Annotated in this window: 20 protein-coding genes; all 20 read left to right on the forward strand. The window is 64.3% G+C overall.

Features of this window, described 5'->3' with window-relative positions; genetic code table 11:
• The first annotated feature begins 40 nt into the window (after positions 1-40).
• The 20 genes from rpoC to rplE all read left to right on the forward strand — a co-directional run bounded on the left by rpoC (position 41) and on the right by rplE (position 16,942).
• Positions 41-4,237 carry a DNA-directed RNA polymerase subunit beta' gene (gene rpoC, locus B6S44_RS01970; RefSeq protein ID WP_129155102.1) on the forward strand — a complete coding sequence of 1,399 codons (4,197 nt, stop codon included), beginning with the start codon at positions 41-43 and terminating at the stop codon, positions 4,235-4,237.
• Between the two features lie 365 nt (positions 4,238-4,602).
• The gene (locus B6S44_RS01975; RefSeq protein WP_164985683.1) at positions 4,603-5,694 is read left to right on the forward strand and encodes a helix-turn-helix transcriptional regulator; all 1,092 of its coding nucleotides are present in this window, start codon (positions 4,603-4,605) and stop codon (positions 5,692-5,694) included.
• A gap of 349 nt (positions 5,695-6,043) precedes the next feature.
• Complete coding sequence (rpsL, locus tag B6S44_RS01980) at positions 6,044-6,415, forward strand: 30S ribosomal protein S12 (protein ID WP_057189964.1); 372 nt, start codon at positions 6,044-6,046, stop codon at positions 6,413-6,415.
• A 74-nt stretch (positions 6,416-6,489) separates the two neighbouring features.
• Positions 6,490-6,960: a 30S ribosomal protein S7 gene (rpsG, locus tag B6S44_RS01985; RefSeq protein WP_110489247.1), complete on the forward strand. Its 471-nt coding sequence runs from the start codon at positions 6,490-6,492 to the stop codon at positions 6,958-6,960.
• Positions 6,961-6,996: 36 nt separating this feature from the next.
• Entirely contained in the window at positions 6,997-9,072 is a 2,076-nt protein-coding gene (gene fusA, locus B6S44_RS01990; RefSeq protein WP_129155104.1) for an elongation factor G, read from the forward strand.
• A 50-nt stretch (positions 9,073-9,122) separates the two neighbouring features.
• Positions 9,123-10,313, forward strand: coding sequence for an elongation factor Tu (tuf, locus tag B6S44_RS01995; protein WP_129155088.1), 1,191 nt, complete (start codon positions 9,123-9,125; stop codon positions 10,311-10,313).
• Between the two features lie 66 nt (positions 10,314-10,379).
• Positions 10,380-10,688 carry a 30S ribosomal protein S10 gene (gene rpsJ, locus B6S44_RS02000; RefSeq protein WP_043237115.1) on the forward strand — a complete coding sequence of 103 codons (309 nt, stop codon included), beginning with the start codon at positions 10,380-10,382 and terminating at the stop codon, positions 10,686-10,688.
• A gap of 67 nt (positions 10,689-10,755) precedes the next feature.
• Positions 10,756-11,490, forward strand: a complete 735-nt coding sequence (rplC, locus tag B6S44_RS02005; RefSeq protein ID WP_126110510.1) for a 50S ribosomal protein L3 — start codon at positions 10,756-10,758, stop codon at positions 11,488-11,490.
• The gene (gene rplD, locus B6S44_RS02010; RefSeq protein ID WP_110489251.1) at positions 11,490-12,110 is read left to right on the forward strand and encodes a 50S ribosomal protein L4; all 621 of its coding nucleotides are present in this window, start codon (positions 11,490-11,492) and stop codon (positions 12,108-12,110) included. The genes rplC and rplD overlap by 1 nt, the downstream gene beginning before the upstream one ends.
• The gene (locus B6S44_RS02015; RefSeq protein WP_110489252.1) at positions 12,107-12,415 is read left to right on the forward strand and encodes a 50S ribosomal protein L23; all 309 of its coding nucleotides are present in this window, start codon (positions 12,107-12,109) and stop codon (positions 12,413-12,415) included. The genes rplD and B6S44_RS02015 overlap by 4 nt, the downstream gene beginning before the upstream one ends.
• 16 nt (positions 12,416-12,431) lie before the next feature.
• A complete protein-coding gene (gene rplB, locus B6S44_RS02020; protein WP_129155105.1) occupies positions 12,432-13,274 on the forward strand; it encodes a 50S ribosomal protein L2 in 843 nt (280 codons plus the stop codon).
• Positions 13,275-13,282: 8 nt separating this feature from the next.
• The gene (gene rpsS, locus B6S44_RS02025) at positions 13,283-13,561 is read left to right on the forward strand and encodes a 30S ribosomal protein S19 (protein WP_091842265.1); all 279 of its coding nucleotides are present in this window, start codon (positions 13,283-13,285) and stop codon (positions 13,559-13,561) included.
• 3 nt (positions 13,562-13,564) lie between these two features.
• Entirely contained in the window at positions 13,565-13,948 is a 384-nt protein-coding gene (rplV, locus tag B6S44_RS02030) for a 50S ribosomal protein L22 (protein ID WP_126110514.1), read from the forward strand.
• A gap of 10 nt (positions 13,949-13,958) precedes the next feature.
• Positions 13,959-14,675: a 30S ribosomal protein S3 gene (gene rpsC, locus B6S44_RS02035; RefSeq protein ID WP_126110515.1), complete on the forward strand. Its 717-nt coding sequence runs from the start codon at positions 13,959-13,961 to the stop codon at positions 14,673-14,675.
• An 18-nt stretch (positions 14,676-14,693) separates the two neighbouring features.
• The gene (rplP, locus tag B6S44_RS02040) at positions 14,694-15,107 is read left to right on the forward strand and encodes a 50S ribosomal protein L16 (RefSeq protein WP_056799002.1); all 414 of its coding nucleotides are present in this window, start codon (positions 14,694-14,696) and stop codon (positions 15,105-15,107) included.
• A 10-nt stretch (positions 15,108-15,117) separates the two neighbouring features.
• A complete protein-coding gene (rpmC, locus tag B6S44_RS02045) occupies positions 15,118-15,330 on the forward strand; it encodes a 50S ribosomal protein L29 (protein WP_110489255.1) in 213 nt (70 codons plus the stop codon).
• An 11-nt stretch (positions 15,331-15,341) separates the two neighbouring features.
• A complete protein-coding gene (gene rpsQ / locus B6S44_RS02050) occupies positions 15,342-15,584 on the forward strand; it encodes a 30S ribosomal protein S17 (protein ID WP_091842255.1) in 243 nt (80 codons plus the stop codon).
• 113 nt (positions 15,585-15,697) lie between these two features.
• Positions 15,698-16,066, forward strand: a complete 369-nt coding sequence (gene rplN / locus B6S44_RS02055) for a 50S ribosomal protein L14 (protein ID WP_057193256.1) — start codon at positions 15,698-15,700, stop codon at positions 16,064-16,066.
• Positions 16,066-16,383 (forward strand): 50S ribosomal protein L24, encoded by a 318-nt coding sequence (rplX, locus tag B6S44_RS02060; RefSeq protein WP_057193254.1) that lies wholly within the window; start codon positions 16,066-16,068, stop codon positions 16,381-16,383. The genes rplN and rplX overlap by 1 nt, the downstream gene beginning before the upstream one ends.
• Complete coding sequence (gene rplE / locus B6S44_RS02065; RefSeq protein ID WP_110489256.1) at positions 16,376-16,942, forward strand: 50S ribosomal protein L5; 567 nt, start codon at positions 16,376-16,378, stop codon at positions 16,940-16,942. The genes rplX and rplE overlap by 8 nt, the downstream gene beginning before the upstream one ends.
• Positions 16,943-16,973 lie beyond the last annotated feature (31 nt).

Consider the following 16,973-nt stretch of genomic DNA (forward strand, 5'->3'; position numbering starts at 1 on the left):
CGGTTTTCCCTAAAACCCCACCGGCTACAGGAGACAGGCTATGAAGCAAGAGGTCATGAACCTTTTCGGCCAGCAGCCGGTGCAGCAGGCGTTTGACGCGATCAAGATCTCGATCGCCAGCCCGGAGAAGATTGCATCCTGGTCGTTCGGCGAGATCAAGAAGCCCGAGACGATCAACTATCGTACGTTCAAGCCCGAGCGCGACGGCCTGTTCTGCGCCCGCATCTTCGGGCCGATCAAGGACTACGAGTGCTTGTGCGGCAAGTACAAGCGCATGAAGTTCAAGGGCGTGATCTGCGAGAAGTGCGGCGTCGAAGTGACGCTCGCCCGCGTCCGGCGCGAGCGCATGGGCCATATCGAGCTCGCCGCTCCCGTCGCGCATATCTGGTTCCTGAAGTCGCTGCCCTCGCGCATCGGCCTCCTGATGGACATGCCGCTCAAGGACCTCGAGCGCATCCTCTACTTCGAATCGTATGTGGTGCTCGAGCCGGGCCTGACCCCGCTCAAGGATCGCCAGCTGCTGACCGAAGAAGAGTATGTCCGCTGCCAGGAAGAGTACGGCGCCGACACCTTCACGGCGATGATCGGCGCGGAAGCGATCCGCGAGATGCTGCGCGCGCTCGATCTCGACCAGATCAACGCCGACCTGAAGCATGAGATCGCGACCACGACGTCGGAGCTCAAGCCGAAGAAGCTGATGAAGCGCCTCAAGATCATCGAGGCCTTCCAGGAGTCGGGCAACAAGCCGGAATGGATGGTGATGACCATCATCCCGGTGATCCCGCCCGACTTGCGTCCGCTCGTTCCGCTCGATGGCGGCCGCTTCGCGACCTCGGACCTGAACGACCTCTATCGCCGCGTCATCAACCGCAACAACCGCCTGAAGCGGCTGATCGAGCTGCGCGCGCCGGACATCATCATCCGCAACGAGAAGCGGATGCTGCAGGAATCGGTCGACGCCCTGTTCGACAACGGCCGCCGCGGCCGCGTCATCACCGGCGCCAACAAGCGTCCGCTGAAGTCGCTCGCCGACATGCTGAAGGGCAAGCAGGGCCGCTTCCGGCAGAACCTGCTCGGCAAGCGCGTCGACTATTCCGGCCGCTCGGTCATCGTGGTCGGCCCGGAGATGAAACTGCACCAGTGCGGGCTGCCGAAGAAGATGGCGCTCGAGCTGTTCAAGCCGTTCATCTACGCCCGCCTCGACGCCAAGGGCTACTCGACCACGGTCAAGCAGGCCAAGAAGCTGGTCGAGAAGGAGAAGCCCGAGGTCTGGGATATCCTGGACGAGGTCATCCGCGAGCATCCGGTGCTGCTCAACCGCGCGCCGACGCTGCACCGCCTCGGCATCCAGGCCTTCGAGCCGGTTCTGATCGAGGGCAAGGCGATCCAGCTGCACCCGCTGGTCTGCGCCGCCTTCAACGCCGACTTCGACGGCGACCAGATGGCCGTGCACGTTCCGCTGTCGCTCGAGGCGCAGCTGGAAGCGCGCGTGCTGATGATGTCGACCAACAACATCCTGCACCCGGCGAACGGCATGCCGATCATCGTGCCGTCGCAGGACATCGTGCTCGGCCTGTATTACCTCTCGATCATCTCGGATGGCGAGCCGGGCCAGGGCAAGATCTTCGGCGACTTCGGCGAACTCGAATACGCGCTGCACGAGAAGGTCGTGACGCTGCATTCGAAGATCAAGTATCGCTGGACCGGTGTCGGCGCCGACGGCAAGTCCTACACCAAGATCTACGACACCACGCCGGGCCGCGTCATTCTCTCGACTGCGCTGCCCGAGCACCCCGCCATGACCTTCGACGTCGTCAACAAGCTGATGACCAAGAAGGAGATCTCCAACATGATCGACGCCGTCTATCGCGGCTGCGGTCAGAAGGAGTCGGTGATCTTCTGCGACCGAGTCATGGGGCTGGGCTTCAAGCACGCCTTCAAGGCCGGCATCTCCTTCGGCAAGGACGACATGGTCGTGCCGGAGAACAAGTGGGAGATCGTCGACGCGACCCGCACGCTCGCCAAGGACTACGAGCAGCAGTACCAGGACGGCCTGATCACCCAGGGCGAGAAGTACAACAAGGTCGTCGACGCCTGGGCGAAGTGCTCCGACAAGCTCGCCCAGGAGATGATGGCCCGCATCTCGACCGTGAAGAAGGACGAGAACGGCCGGGATAAGCCGATCAACTCGATCTACATGATGAGCCACTCGGGCGCCCGTGGTTCGCCGGCGCAGATGAAGCAGCTCGCGGCGATGCGCGGCCTGATGGCCAAGCCGTCGGGCGAGATCATCGAGAGCCCGATCATCTCGAACTTCAAGGAAGGCCTCGACGTTCTCGAGTACTTCAACTCGACCCACGGCGCCCGCAAGGGTCTGGCCGACACCGCGCTCAAGACGGCGAACTCGGGTTATCTCACCCGCCGTCTCGTCGACGTGGCGCAGGACGCGATCATCTCCGAGGTCGATTGCGGCTCGGACAACGGCATCAAGATGCGCGCCATCGTCGATGCCGGCCAGGTCGTGGCCTCGCTCGGGATGCGCATCCTTGGCCGTTCTGCGGCCGTGGAGGTGGTCGACCTCGAAGGCAACATCCTGGTCGCCAAGGGCGCGGTGATCGAGGAGAGCCACATCGCCAAGATCAACGCCGCCGGCGTCCAGGAGGTGAAGATCCGCTCGGTCTTGACCTGCGAGACCAAGAACGGCGTCTGCGCGACCTGCTATGGGCGCGATCTCGCCCGCGGCACGCCCGTCAACATGGGCGAGGCCGTCGGCGTCATCGCGGCGCAGTCGATCGGCGAGCCGGGCACGCAGCTCACCATGCGTACCTTCCACATCGGTGGCGCGGCGACGATCGCCGACCAGTCCTTCGTCGAGTCGAACTTCGAGGGCACTGTCAAGATCCGCAACCGCAATGCGGCGCGCAACTCGGACGGCGACCTGATCGCGATGGCGCGTAACCTCGCCATCGTCATCACCGGCCCGGACGGCGCCGAGCGCGCGGTTCACCGCGTCCAGTTCGGCTCGAAGCTGCGCGTCGACGACGGCGACAAGGTCAAGCGCGGCCAGCGCCTGATCGAGTGGGATCCCTATTCCCGCCCGATCCTGGCGGAGGTCGACGGCAAGGTCGGCTACGAGGACCTGGTCGACGGCATGTCGATGACGGAGACGACCGACGAGGCGACCGGCATCAACAAGCGCCTGGTGATTGACTGGCGCGGTTCGGCCCGTACGTCGGACCTGCGTCCGGCGATGACCCTGCACGGCTCGGACGGCAAGATCGCCAAGCTCGCCCGTGGCGGCGAGGCGCGCTACATCCTGCCGGTCGAGGGCATCATCTCGGTGGAGCCGGGCTCGTCGGTGAAGGCCGGCGACGTGCTGGCGCGTGTCTCGACCGACTCGGCCAAGACCCGCGACATCACCGGCGGTCTGCCGCGCGTTGCCGAGCTCTTCGAGGCGCGTCGTCCCAAGGATGCCGCGATCATCGCCGAGAAGGCCGGCGTCATCGGCTTCGGGCGCGACTACAAGAACAAGCGTCGCGTCACGCTGACCCCGCATGACGGCACGGACGCCGTCGAGTATCTGATCCCGAAGGGCAAGCACATCCACCTGCAGGATGGCGACGTCGTCGAGATCGGGGACTACATCCTCGACGGCAACCCGGCCCCGCACGACATCCTGGCGATCAAGGGCGTCGAGGAGCTTGCCGCTTACCTGGTCAACGAGATCCAGGAGGTCTACCGCCTCCAGGGCGTGACCATCAACGACAAGCACATCGAGGTCATCGTCCGGCAGATGCTGCAGAAGGTCGAGATCACCGAATCCGGCGATAGCGACATTCTCACTGGCGACCAGATCGACCGGATCGAGCTCGAGGAGGTCAACTCCAAGCTGCGCGAGGAGGGCAAGAAGCCGGCTTCCGGCGTGCCGGTCCTGCTCGGCATCACCAAGGCCTCGCTGCAGACTCGCTCCTTCATCTCGGCCGCCTCCTTCCAGGAGACGACCCGCGTCCTCACCGAGGCTGCGGTCAACGGCAAGATGGACATGCTGGAAGGCCTCAAGGAGAACGTCATCGTCGGCTCGCTGATCCCGGCTGGCACTGGCGCGCAGGTCGCCCGCATCAAGCAGGTGGCGACGCGCCGCGACGATCTGATCGTCGGCCAGAAGGCGGATGCGGCGGCCAAGGCCGCGGCCGCTGCCTCGGCTGCTGTCGCGGCGGCTCTGCCCGCCGCCGAATAGAGCCCGTTCCGATCAGCTTGCAACGCAAGCTGATCGGAAAAACGGTCTCTAAACTCAAAGTGAGAGACGGATTCACCGATCAGACTGATTCAGTCTGATCGGATCCGGCTCTAAGACCGGCAAGTTCTACTTGCTTTGTGGAACGGCCGCCTTCGGGCGGCCGTTTTCGTCTCGGCTCCCTTGACCTTTTCTAAGGTAAGCGGCCTAAACTGACTTTGCGAAATCTGCCGGGGGGCAGCGATGCGCCAGCGCGTCTCTCGTGGCGGTCGGAAGCGACTGAGCGACGAGCGGCGTGCTGACACACCATGCGGGCGTGGTCGCGGAGGATATTCTCGTCCTGCGGACCGGGTCCGGGTGCGGCCGGGATGATGGACGAGCAATTTTTCGACAGTCTTTACGAAGCGGCGGTGGTGCCGGAGCTGTGGCCGCAGGTCCTGCGGCGGTTCCAGGAGATCGCGCGCGGCGCCGGCGCAGTGCTGGTCGCCGTGACGCCGACCTCCAACCGTTGGATCTCGTCCTCGCCCGAGTTCGACCAACTCGTCGCGACGCACTTCAACCGTTTCCCGGGCAATGAGCGAACGCGCCGCCTGATCGAGCGCCGCCATGCCGGTTTCCTGCGCGATATCGACATCCTCTCCGAGGCCGAGATGGCGGACGAGCCGGTCTATCGTGATTTCCTGCTGCCGCAAGGGTTCGGCATCGGCGTCGCCACCCTGGTCGCCTCGCCGACCGGCGAAGCCTTCATCCTGCATGCCGAGCGCGAGCGCGAAGAGGGCCATGTCGAGGATGACATGATCGCTCGCTTTGACAGGATGCGGCCCCATCTCGCCCGTGCCATGCTGCTTTCGGCCCGGCTCGAATTCGAGCGGGTGCGGGGGGCCGCCCAGGCACTGGATGCCATCGGCCTGCCGGCGGCGGTGCTCGATCGCAATGGCCGCGCGCTCGCGCTCAATCCTCGCTTCGAGGCATTGGTGCCGGCGGTGGCGATTGACCGCCCATCGCGGCTTGGGCTCGTCGATATGGCGGCAGATGGCCTGCTCGCCTCGGCCTTGCAAGCCACGGGCCGGGCAGCCGGCACCACGGTGCGCTCGATCCCGGTGGCGCGTCGCGAGAATCAACCGCCGTTGATCCTGCACCTGACGCCGATTCGCGGTGCCGCCCACGACATCTTCTCGAGGGCGGCGAGCATCCTGGTGGTGACGCCGGTGGTGGTGAAGGACGTGCCGACCGCCGATGTCGTCCAGGGCCTGTTCGACCTGACGCCGGCGGAGGCCAGGCTTGCTGCGCTGATCGCCGCCGGACACCGCCCGCGCGAGGCGGCTGCCGCACTCGGGATCATGGAGGAAACCGCGCGCTCGACCTTGAAGCGGGTGATGGCCAAGACCGGACTGCATCGCCAGGCCGACCTGATCGGCCTGTTGCGCGGGGCAGGGGTCGCGGCGGGCACGACCGATTGAGCGGCATCTGAATGCTCGCCGCGAGATTGCGTTAACTCCCGCCAAATCCGGGGTTGACGCGAATCTCCGACTGAGTCATAAGCGCGCCACTGTCGACGGTTGTCGGACACGTTTGTCGCTTGCCTTTGTTGCGAGCGAGGTTCGCGACCGAAACTCCGTCGGAAATTCCAGCGTCTAACGACGACATGGCAGGACGCATGAACGCGGGTTCCGTGTTCCTCTGCATGGCGAACGCGCCTGAGGCCCCGGAAATGGGCGCCGATGGCGCGGCTTCGTTTGGTCATGGCCTCGCAAGGCGCCGGAATGGACACGAAATTCATCTAGCGCTCAAGGGAGCGAGAGGCCTTAAATGCCGACAATCAGCCAGCTGATCCGCAAGCCCCGTTCGCCGGTCAAGGCGCGTAACACCGCTCCGGCGCTCGAGAATTGCCCGCAGAAGCGCGGCGTCTGCACGCGTGTCTATACGACGACCCCGAAGAAGCCGAACTCGGCGCTCCGCAAGGTCGCCAAGGTGCGCCTGACCAACGGCTTCGAGGTGATCGGCTACATCCCGGGTGAAGGCCACAACCTTCAGGAGCACTCGGTCGTCATGATCCGCGGTGGCCGCGTCAAGGACCTTCCCGGCGTGCGCTACCACATCCTGCGCGGCGTGCTCGACACGCAGGGCGTCAAGAACCGCAAGCAGCGCCGTTCGAAGTACGGCGCCAAGCGTCCGAAGTAATTTTCCTGCCCGACCGGCGGGGCAAGATGCCCCAGCCGGTTCGCAGCTTTTGAGATTTGACCGGAGACTAGACGATGTCCCGCCGCCACAGTGCCGAAAAGCGCGAGATCATCCCGGACGCCAAGTTCGGCGACGTGATCGTGACCAAGTTCATGAATTCCGTCATGTACGAAGGCAAGAAGTCGACTGCCGAAGGCATCGTCTACGGCGCCTTCGACATCATCGAGGGTAAGCTGAAGAGCGACCCGCTCGCCGTCTTCAAGACTGCGCTCGAGAACGTCGCCCCGGCGATCGAGGTTCGCTCCCGCCGTGTCGGCGGTGCGACCTATCAGGTCCCGGTCGAGGTTCGCACCGAGCGCCGCCAGGCTCTCGCGATCCGCTGGCTGATCGCCGCTGCTCGTGGCCGCAACGACCGCACCATGGTCGAGCGTCTCTCGTCCGAGCTGATGGATGCCGCGAACAATCGTGGCAACGCCGTCAAGAAGCGCGAAGACACGCACCGGATGGCGGAAGCCAACCGCGCCTTCTCGCACTACCGCTGGTAATTCGTCCGTTCCGACCCGGAAAGACAGAGCATTCCTATGCCCCGTTCTCATCCCATCGATCGCTATCGTAACTTCGGCATCATGGCCCACATTGATGCGGGCAAGACGACGACGACCGAGCGTATCCTGTTCTACACCGGCAAGAGCCATAAGATCGGCGAAGTCCATGACGGCGCCGCCACCATGGACTGGATGGCGCAGGAGCAGGAGCGTGGCATCACGATCACCTCTGCCGCGACGACCTGCCTGTGGCGCGATCATCGCCTGAACATCATCGACACCCCCGGCCACGTCGACTTCACCATTGAGGTGGAGCGTTCGCTGCGCGTGCTCGATGGCGCCGTCTGCGTGCTCGACGGCAACCAGGGCGTTGAGCCCCAGACCGAGACTGTCTGGCGCCAGGCCGACAAGTATGACGTTCCGCGCGTCGTGTTCGTCAACAAGATGGACAAGATCGGCGCCGATTTCTATCGCTGCGTCCAGGACATCATCGACCGCGTCGCCGGCAAGCCCGTCTGCCTGCAGATCCCGATCGGTTCGGAGTCGAACTTCGCCGGCGTCATCGACCTTATCAAGATGAAGGCGATCGTCTGGAACGGCGAGGCGCTCGGTGCCTCCTTCGAAGAGAAGGAGATCCCGGCCGATCTCGCCGACAAGGCTGTCGAATACCGTCATAAGCTGCTCGAAGCCGCCGTCGAGATGGACGATGCGGCCATGGAAGCCTATCTCGACGGCACCGAGCCGGATGCCGAGACCCTGCGCCGGCTGGTTCGTACCGCCGTGCAGCGCCGTGCCTTCCACCCGGTGCTCTGCGGCTCGGCCTTCAAGAACAAGGGCGTGCAGCCTCTGCTCGACGCCGTCGTCGACTTCCTGCCGTCGCCGGTCGATCGTGGCGACATCAAGGGTATCGACTTCAAGACCGAGGAAGAGACCGTTCGTCACCCGACGGACGAGGATCCCTTCTCCATGCTCGCCTTCAAGATCATGGACGACCCCTTCGTCGGCACCATCACCTTCTGCCGCGTCTATTCGGGCAAGGTCGAGACCAGCCAGGGTGTGATCAACTCGACGCGCGACAAGAAAGAGCGCGTCGGCCGCATGCTGCTGATGCACGCGAACAACCGCGAGGACATCAAGGAGGCCTATGCCGGCGACATCGTCGCCCTGGCCGGCCTCAAGGACGTCCGCACCGGCGACACGCTGTGCGACCCGGTCCACGCCGTGATCCTCGAGCGCATGGAATTCCCCGAGCCGGTCATCACGATCGCGATCGAGCCGAAGTCCAAGGCCGACCAGGAGAAGCTGGGCCTGGCGCTGTCGAAGCTCGCGAACGAGGATCCGTCCTTCCGCGTCTCGACCGACCAGGAGAGCGGCCAGACCATCCTCAAGGGCATGGGCGAGCTGCACCTCGACATCAAGGTCGACATCCTGCGCCGGACCTACAAGGTCGACGCCAATATCGGCGCGCCGCAGGTTGCCTATCGCGAGACGCTGACCAAGAAGGCCGAGATCGACTACACTCACAAGAAGCAGACCGGCGGTACGGGCCAGTTCGCCCGCGTCAAGCTCGTCATCGAGCCGAACGAGACCGGCAAGGGCTTCGAGTTCGAGTCGAAGGTCGTCGGCGGCTCGGTGCCGAAGGAGTATATCCCCGGCGTCGAGAAGGGCCTCAACTCGGTCATCGGTTCCGGCGTGCTCGCCGGCTTCCCGGTGGTCGACGTCAAGGTCACGCTGATCGACGGCGCCTTCCACGAGGTCGACTCGTCGGCTCTCGCCTTCGAGATCGCCTCCCGCGCTGCTCTGCGCGAGGGTCTGCAGAAGGGCGGCTCGGTGCTGCTCGAGCCGATCATGAAGGTCGAGGTGGTGACGCCTGAAGACTACACCGGCTCGGTCATCGGCGACCTGAACTCGCGGCGCGGCCAGATCCAGGGCCAGGACATGCGCGGCAACGCCGTCGTGGTCAACGCGATGGTGCCGCTGGCGAACATGTTCGGCTACGTGAACCAGCTGCGTTCGTTCAGCCAGGGCCGCGCCAACTACACGATGCAGTTCGATCACTACGAGCAGGTGCCGTCCGCGGTCGCTGCTGAGGTCCAGGCCAAATACGCCTGATTGAACAACGCATTACACGGAACACTTGAGAAGATCTGACGGAGGCTGACATGGCCAAAGAGAAGTTTGCTCGGACGAAGCCGCACTGCAACATTGGCACGATTGGTCACGTCGACCATGGCAAGACGTCGTTGACGGCTGCGATCACGAAGGTTCTGGCGGAGTCGGGTGGCGCGTCGTTCACGGCGTATGACCAGATCGACAAGGCGCCCGAGGAGAAGGCGCGCGGCATCACGATCTCGACGGCTCACGTCGAGTACGAGACCTCGGCCCGCCACTATGCGCACGTCGACTGCCCCGGGCACGCCGACTATGTGAAGAACATGATCACCGGCGCCGCGCAGATGGACGGCGCGATCCTGGTGGTGTCGGCCGCCGACGGCCCGATGCCGCAGACCCGCGAGCACATCCTGCTGGCACGCCAGGTCGGCGTTCCCGCGCTGGTGGTGTTCATGAACAAGGTCGATCTCGTCGACGACGCCGAGTTGCTCGAGCTCGTCGAGATGGAGATCCGCGAGCTTCTGTCGAAGTACGACTTCCCGGGCGACGACATCCCGATCACCAAGGGCTCGGCCAAGGCTGCGCTCGACGGCGTGACGCCGGCGATCGGCCATGACGCGGTGCTCGAGCTGATGAAGACGGTCGACGCCTACATCCCGCAGCCCGAGCGCCCGATCGACCAGCCCTTCCTGATGCCGGTCGAGGACGTGTTCTCGATCTCGGGTCGTGGCACGGTGGTGACCGGCCGCGTCGAGCGCGGCATCGTCAAGGTCGGCGAGGAAATCGAGATCGTCGGCCTGAAGGACACGGTGAAGACGACGGTGACCGGCGTCGAGATGTTCCGCAAGCTGCTCGACCAGGGCCAGGCGGGCGACAACATCGGCGCGCTGCTGCGCGGCACCAAGCGCGAGGACGTCGAGCGCGGCCAGGTGCTGTGCAAGCCGGGTTCGGTCAAGCCGCACACCAAGTTCAAGGCCGAGGCCTACATCCTGACCAAGGAGGAGGGCGGCCGCCACACCCCGTTCTTCACCAACTACCGCCCGCAGTTCTACTTCCGCACGACGGACGTGACCGGCGTGGTGCACCTGCCCGAGGGCACCGAGATGGTGATGCCTGGCGACAACATCGCCATGGAAGTGCACCTGATCGTGCCGATCGCGATGGAAGAGAAGCTGCGCTTCGCCATCCGCGAGGGCGGCCGCACCGTCGGTGCCGGCGTCGTCGCAACGATCATCGCGTAACGGCTGATCTGGGGGCGAGAGCCCTTCTGGGCTTTCGCCTTTTCACGTCACGGAGATAACACGACCATGAACGGTCAGAATATCCGGATCCGCCTCAAGGCGTTCGACCATCGCATCCTCGATGCGTCGACGCGCGAGATCGTCTCGACGGCGAAGCGCACCGGCGCTCAGGTCCGCGGCCCGATTCCGCTGCCGACGCTGATCGAGAAGTTCACCGTCAACCGCTCGCCGCACATCGACAAGAAGTCGCGCGAGCAGTTCGAGATGCGGACCCACAAGCGGGTTCTCGATATCGTCGATCCGACCCCCCAGACGGTCGACGCCCTCATGAAGCTTGATCTCGCCGCCGGCGTCGACGTCGAAATCAAGCTCTGATCCATCATCGGGTCCTCTGTTTCCGGGTTTCCCGGATGGACATGACCCCAAGGGAAGGTATGCACCGATGCGTTCCGGTGTGATTGCACAGAAAGTCGGGATGACCCGCATCTTCACCGATGCCGGCGAGCACATCCCGGTCACCGTGCTGAAGCTCGACAACTGCCAGGTCGTCGCGCATCGCACGATCGAGAAGAACGGCTATGTCGCCGTGCAGCTCGGGTCGGGCTTGGCCAAGGTCAAGAACGTCTCGAAGGCGCAGCGCGGCCACTTCGCCGTGGCCAAGGTCGAGCCGAAGCAGAAGATCGTCGAGTTCCGCGTCAGCGATGACGCGCTGATCCCGGTCGGCGCCGAGCTCACCGCCGACCACTTCGTCGTCGGCCAGTTCGTCGACGTTTCCGGCACGACCACCGGCAAGGGCTTCGCCGGCGGTATGAAGCGCTGGAACTTCGGCGGCCTGCGCGCCACGCACGGCGTCTCGGTCTCGCATCGTTCGATCGGTTCGACCGGTGGCCGTCAGGACCCGGGCAAGACCTTCAAGAACAAGAAGATGCCGGGCCATCTCGGTGTCGAGCGCGTCACCACGCAGAACCTGCGCGTCGTCCAGACGGACGCCGAGCGCGGCCTGATCCTGGTCGAAGGCGCCGTCCCCGGCGTCGCCGGCGGCTGGATCCATGTCCGCGACGCAGTCAAGCGCTCGCTGCCGAAGGACGCCCCGCTGCCGGGCAAGTTCAAGGTCTCCGGCGAGGGCAAGGCCGACATTGTCGAGGCTCCTGCGGCGCAGGCTGAGGAGAACGTGTGATGAAACTCGATATCGTCACTCTTGACGGCGGCAAGGCCGGCTCGGTCGAGCTTTCGGATGCGATCTTCGGCCTCGAGCCGCGCGCCGACCTGCTCGCCCGCATGGTGCGCTACCAGCTCGCCAAGCGCCGCGCCGGCACGCACAAGACCAAGGGCCGTTCGGAAGTCGACCGCACCCGCAAGAAGATCTACAAGCAGAAGGGTACCGGCGGCGCTCGTCACGGTGCAGCTTCGGCTCCGCAGTTCCGCGGCGGCGGCAAGGCCTTCGGTCCGGTCGTGCGCGACCACGCCCATGACCTGCCCAAGAAGGTCAAGGCGCTGGCGCTGCGCCACGCGCTCTCGGCCAAGGCCAAGGACGCGGGTCTGATCATCATCGACGACGTCAAGCTCGCCGAGCCGAAGACCAAGGTGCTTCTGGGCCATTTCGGCAAGCTCGACCTGTCGAGCGCGCTGGTGATCGGCGGCGCCGAGATCGATGTGAACTTCGGCCTGGCGGCGCGTTCGATCCCGAACGTCGACGTGCTGCCGATCCAGGGCATCAACGTCTATGACATCCTGCGTCGCGACAAGCTCGTGCTGACGCGCTCGGCTGTCGATGCGCTGGAGGCGCGCTTCAAATGAGCCAGTCCAAGAATCTGGATCCGCGCCACTACGACGTCATTCGTGGCCCGGTGATCACCGAAAAGGCGACCATGCTCTCGGAGCACAACAAGGTCGTCTTCAAGGTAGCGAAGACCGCGACCAAGCCGCAGATCAAGGCGGCGATCGAGAAGCTCTTTGACGTCAAGGTCAAGAGCGTCAACACGATGGTCACCGAAGGCAAGATGAAGGTCTTCCGGGGCCGGCTCGGCCAGCGTTCGGACGTCAAGAAGGCGGTCGTGACCCTCGAAGAAGGTCACTCCATCGACGTGACCACTGGGCTCTGAGGGAAGGATCGTCATCATGGCTTTGAAGAGTTTCAAGCCGATCACGCCGAGCCTTCGCCAGCTCGTGATCGTCGACCGCAGCGAGCTCTACAAGGGCAAGCCGGTCAAGGCGCTGACCGAGGGCAAGTCGTCCTCGGGCGGCCGCAACAATCTCGGCCGCATCACCGTCCGCTTCCGCGGCGGTGGCCACAAGCGCACCTTGCGCCTGATCGATTTCAAGCGCCGCGGCAAGGCCGGCGTGCCGGCGACCGTCGAGCGGATCGAGTATGATCCGAACCGCTCGGCCTTCATCGCGCTGATCAAGTATCAGGATGGCGAGCTGTCCTACATCCTGGCGCCGCAGCGCCTGGCCGTCGGCGACAGCGTCGTCGCCGGCGACAGCGTCGACGTGAAGCCCGGCAACGCTGCCCCGATGGGCACGCTGCCGATCGGCACGATCGTCCACAATGTCGAGCTCAAGATCGGCAAGGGTGGGGCGCTGGCACGTTCGGCGGGCAACTACGCCCAGATCGTCGGCCGCGACCAGGGCTATGTCATCGTCCGCCTGAACTCGGGCGAGCAGCGCCTGATCAGCGGCCTGTGCTATGCCACGGTGGGCGCGGTCTCGAACCCCGACCACATGAACCGGAATGACGGCAAGGCCGGGCGCTCGCGCTGGCTCGGACGTCGTCCGCACAACCGTGGTGTCTCGATGAACCCGGTCGACCATCCGCACGGCGGCGGCGAAGGCCGCACCTCGGGCGGCCGTCATCCGGTCACGCCCTGGGGTCTGCCGACCAAGGGCAAGAAGACCCGCTCGAACAAGCGGACCGATACGTTCATCGTGTCGAGCCGTCACGCCCGCAAGAAGAAGAACTGAGGTCCGTCATGGCGCGTTCGCTTTGGAAAGGTCCGTTTGTCGACGGATACCTCCTGAAGAAGGCCGAGGTCGCCCGTTCGGCGAGCCGGTCTGAAGTCATCAAGATCTGGAGCCGTCGCTCCACGATCCTGCCGCAGTTCGTCGGTCTGACGTTCGGCGTCTACAACGGCCACAAGCATGTGCCGGTGAACGTCTCCGAGGAAATGGTGGGCCACAAGTTCGGCGAGTTCTCGCCGACGCGCACCTTCCCCGGCCACGCGGCCGACAAGAAGGCGAAGAGGAAGTAAGCCATGGGTAAGCCCTCCGCCCCCCGTGCGCTGCCCGAGAACGAGGCCAAGGCGGTCGCGCGCAACCTGCGCGTTTCCCCGCAGAAGCTGAACCTTCTCGCCCAGCTCATTCGCGGCAAGAAGGTCTCGACCGCGCTCTCCGATCTCGAGTTCTCGCGCAAGCGGATCTCGACCGATGTGCGCAAGTGCCTGCAGAGCGCGATCGCCAACGCCGAGAACAATCATGATCTCGACGTCGACGACCTCGTCGTGTCCCAGGCTTTCGTCGGCAAGGCGCTCGTCATGAAGCGCTTCCATGCCCGCGCTCGCGGCCGTGGCGCCCGCATCATGAAGCCCTTCGCCAACATCACGATCGTGGTGCGCGAAGTTCAGGCTGCGAAGGCCTGAGGAGAGAACGATGGGTCAGAAAATCAATCCGATCGGCCTTCGTCTCGGCATCAACCGGACCTGGGATTCGCGCTGGTTCGCTCAGAAGGGCGAGTACGGCAAGCTGCTCCATGAGGACATGGCGATCCGCGCCGCCCTGATGAAGCTGCTGAAGCAGGCTGCTGTCTCGAAGATCATCATCGAGCGTCCGCACAAGAAGTGCCGCGTCACCATCCACTCGGCTCGTCCGGGCGTGGTGATCGGCAAGAAGGGCGCCGACATCGAGAAGCTGCGCAAGACCGTGTCGAAGCTGACGTCTGCCGACGTCACCATCAACATCGTCGAGGTGCGCAAGCCGGAGATCGACGCGACCCTGGTCGCCGATTCGATCGCTCAGCAGCTCGAGCGCCGCGTCGCTTTCCGTCGCGCCATGAAGCGCGCCGTTCAGTCGGCGATGCGTCTGGGCGCCGAGGGCATCCGCATCAACTGCTCGGGCCGTCTGGGTGGCGCTGAAATCGCCCGCCTCGAATGGTATCGCGAGGGCCGCGTGCCGCTGCATACGCTGCGCGCCGACGTCGACTACGGCGTCGCCACTGCCTTCACGACCTATGGTACGTGCGGGATCAAGGTCTGGATCTTCAAGGGCGAGATCCTCGAACACGACCCGATGGCCCAGGACAAGCGCCTCTCGGACGAGGGCGGCCGCTCGGGTGGTGAGCGTCGCGAACGTCGCGAGCAGGCTGCGTAAGGCTGATCGAGAAGAGCCATGCTGCAACCAAAGCGCACTAAGTTCCGTAAGCAGTTCAAGGGACGCATTTCCGGCGTCGCCAAGGGCGGTACGGATCTCAATTTCGGCCAGTTCGGCCTGAAGGCCCAGGAGCCGGAGCGCGTCACGGCCCGCCAGATCGAGGCGGCCCGTCGTGCCATCACCCGCGCCATGAAGCGCGCGGGCCGGGTCTGGATCCGCATCTTCCCGGACGTGCCGGTTTCCAAGAAGCCGACCGAAGTCCGCATGGGTAAGGGCAAGGGAGCGCCCGAATTCTGGGCGGCCAAGGTCAAGCCGGGCCGGATCATGTTCGAGCTCGACGGCGTGCCGGAGGATATCGCCCGCGAGGCGCTCCGTCTCGGTGCCGCCAAGCTGCCGATCAAGACCCGTTTCATCCAACGCATCGCCGAGTAAGGAGGGCGACATGAAAGCTACGCAACGCCTGTCCGACATCAAGGTGATGAGCGCGGACCAGCTCCAGGACGAGCTTCTCAAGCTCAAGAAGGAGCAGTTCAACCTGCGTTTCCAGCGCGCGACCGGCCAGCTCGAGAATACCGCTCGGGTCACCGAAGTGCGCAAGGATATCGCCCGCATCAAGACACTGCAGCGGTCCAAGACCGCGGCAGTGAGCGCCTGAGGAGTAGGACAATGCCGAAGCGCGTGCTGCAGGGCGTCGTCGTCAGCGACAAGCAGAACAAAACTGTTGTGGTTAAGGTCGAGCGGCGTTATACGCACCCGCTCCTCAAGAAGACGGTGCGCCGTTCGAAGAACTATCACGCCCATGACGAGGCGGGGTCGTTCAAGGTCGGTGACTCGGTTTGGATCGAGGAGTCGAAGCCCATTTCCAAGCTGAAAAGCTGGGTTGTGCTCGACAACGCTCCCAAGGCGTAAGTCAAATCATTGAGGCCAGGGGGCAAAGCGACCCCCGTCAGTCGTAGTCCGGGCTCAGGCACTCCGCCTTTGCCCGGAAACCGCGCTGATACACAGATGGAAGGATCAAGGCCATGATCCAGGTGCAGACCAATCTCGAGGTCGCCGACAATTCCGGCGCCCGCCGCGTGATGTGCATCAAGGTTCTCGGCGGCTCGAAGCGGCGCTATGCCCGCATCGGCGACATCATTGTGGTTTCCATCAAGGAAGCCATCCCGCGCGGCCGCGTGAAGAAGGGCGACGTCATGAAGGCGATCGTCGTGCGCACCGCCAAGGACATCAAGCGCCCCGACGGTTCGGTGATCCGCTTCGACCGCAATGCGGCCGTGCTGATCAACAACCAGAAGGAGCCTGTGGGCACCCGTATCTTCGGACCGGTTCCGCGCGAGCTGCGCGCCAAGAACCACATGAAGATCATTTCGCTCGCTCCCGAGGTGTTGTGATGGCTGCGAAAATCAAAAAGGGCGACAAGGTCGTCGTGCTCGCCGGCCGCGACAAGGGCAAGAACGGCGAAGTGCTTCAGGTCCTGCCGAAGGACGCCCGCGCCGTCGTGCGCGGCGTGAACCTGGTCAAGAAGCACACCAAGGCTACTGCCCAGTCCGAGGGCGGCATCATCAGCAAGGAGGCCACGATCGATCTGTCGAACCTGGCCGTCGCCGATCCGAAGGACGGCAAGCCGACCCGCGTCGGCTTCAAGGTGCTCGATGACGGCCGCAAGGTCCGTTTCGCCAAGCGTTCGGGGGATCTGATCGATGGCTGAGAATCAGCAGGCGGCTCTCTCGCCGCGCATGAAGAAGCATTACGAGGACGTCGTCCGTCCCGCGATGATCGCCGAGTTCGGCTACAAGAACGTCATGGAAGTGCCGACCCTTGAGAAGGTCGTCATCAACATGGGCGTTGGTGAAGCGACTGCCGACCGCAAGAAGGTCGACAACGCCGCCGGCGACCTCGCCATGATCGCCGGTCAGAAGCCGGTCATCACCAAGTCCCGCCTCGCCATCGCCGGCTTCAAGCTGCGCGAGAACATGGCGGTCGGCTGCAAGGTCACGCTGCGCAAGACCAAGATGTTCGAGTTCGTCGATCGGCTCGTCACCATTGCCTTGCCGCGTGTGCGCGACTTCCGCGGTCTCAACCCGAAGTCGTTCGACGGGCGCGGCAATTTCGCGCTCGGGATCAAGGAGCACATCGTGTTCCCCGAGATCAACTACGACAAGGTCGACCAGGTCTGGGGTATGGACGTGATCGTCTGCACGACTGCCAAGTCGGATGACGAGGCGCGTGCCCTGCTCAAGCACTTCAACTTCCCGTTCCGGCAGTGAGCCCTCGGGCTCATACGCGGAAACCAGGAGA

The sequence above is a fragment of the Allobosea sp. Tri-44 genome, assembly GCF_004123845.1.
In the GTDB taxonomy this organism is placed as follows: domain Bacteria; phylum Pseudomonadota; class Alphaproteobacteria; order Rhizobiales; family Beijerinckiaceae; genus Allobosea.

Coding starts and splice junctions, on each gene's coding strand:
- rpoC (WP_129155102.1), top strand. CDS start 41: ATGAAGCAAGAGGTCATGAACCTTTTCGGCCAGCAGCCGGTGCAGCAG.
- B6S44_RS01975 (WP_164985683.1), top strand. CDS start 4,603: ATGATGGACGAGCAATTTTTCGACAGTCTTTACGAAGCGGCGGTGGTG.
- rpsL (WP_057189964.1), top strand. CDS start 6,044: ATGCCGACAATCAGCCAGCTGATCCGCAAGCCCCGTTCGCCGGTCAAG.
- rpsG (WP_110489247.1), top strand. CDS start 6,490: ATGTCCCGCCGCCACAGTGCCGAAAAGCGCGAGATCATCCCGGACGCC.
- fusA (WP_129155104.1), top strand. CDS start 6,997: ATGCCCCGTTCTCATCCCATCGATCGCTATCGTAACTTCGGCATCATG.
- tuf (WP_129155088.1), top strand. CDS start 9,123: ATGGCCAAAGAGAAGTTTGCTCGGACGAAGCCGCACTGCAACATTGGC.
- rpsJ (WP_043237115.1), top strand. CDS start 10,380: ATGAACGGTCAGAATATCCGGATCCGCCTCAAGGCGTTCGACCATCGC.
- rplC (WP_126110510.1), top strand. CDS start 10,756: ATGCGTTCCGGTGTGATTGCACAGAAAGTCGGGATGACCCGCATCTTC.
- rplD (WP_110489251.1), top strand. CDS start 11,490: ATGAAACTCGATATCGTCACTCTTGACGGCGGCAAGGCCGGCTCGGTC.
- B6S44_RS02015 (WP_110489252.1), top strand. CDS start 12,107: ATGAGCCAGTCCAAGAATCTGGATCCGCGCCACTACGACGTCATTCGT.
- rplB (WP_129155105.1), top strand. CDS start 12,432: ATGGCTTTGAAGAGTTTCAAGCCGATCACGCCGAGCCTTCGCCAGCTC.
- rpsS (WP_091842265.1), top strand. CDS start 13,283: ATGGCGCGTTCGCTTTGGAAAGGTCCGTTTGTCGACGGATACCTCCTG.
- rplV (WP_126110514.1), top strand. CDS start 13,565: ATGGGTAAGCCCTCCGCCCCCCGTGCGCTGCCCGAGAACGAGGCCAAG.
- rpsC (WP_126110515.1), top strand. CDS start 13,959: ATGGGTCAGAAAATCAATCCGATCGGCCTTCGTCTCGGCATCAACCGG.
- rplP (WP_056799002.1), top strand. CDS start 14,694: ATGCTGCAACCAAAGCGCACTAAGTTCCGTAAGCAGTTCAAGGGACGC.
- rpmC (WP_110489255.1), top strand. CDS start 15,118: ATGAAAGCTACGCAACGCCTGTCCGACATCAAGGTGATGAGCGCGGAC.
- rpsQ (WP_091842255.1), top strand. CDS start 15,342: ATGCCGAAGCGCGTGCTGCAGGGCGTCGTCGTCAGCGACAAGCAGAAC.
- rplN (WP_057193256.1), top strand. CDS start 15,698: ATGATCCAGGTGCAGACCAATCTCGAGGTCGCCGACAATTCCGGCGCC.
- rplX (WP_057193254.1), top strand. CDS start 16,066: ATGGCTGCGAAAATCAAAAAGGGCGACAAGGTCGTCGTGCTCGCCGGC.
- rplE (WP_110489256.1), top strand. CDS start 16,376: ATGGCTGAGAATCAGCAGGCGGCTCTCTCGCCGCGCATGAAGAAGCAT.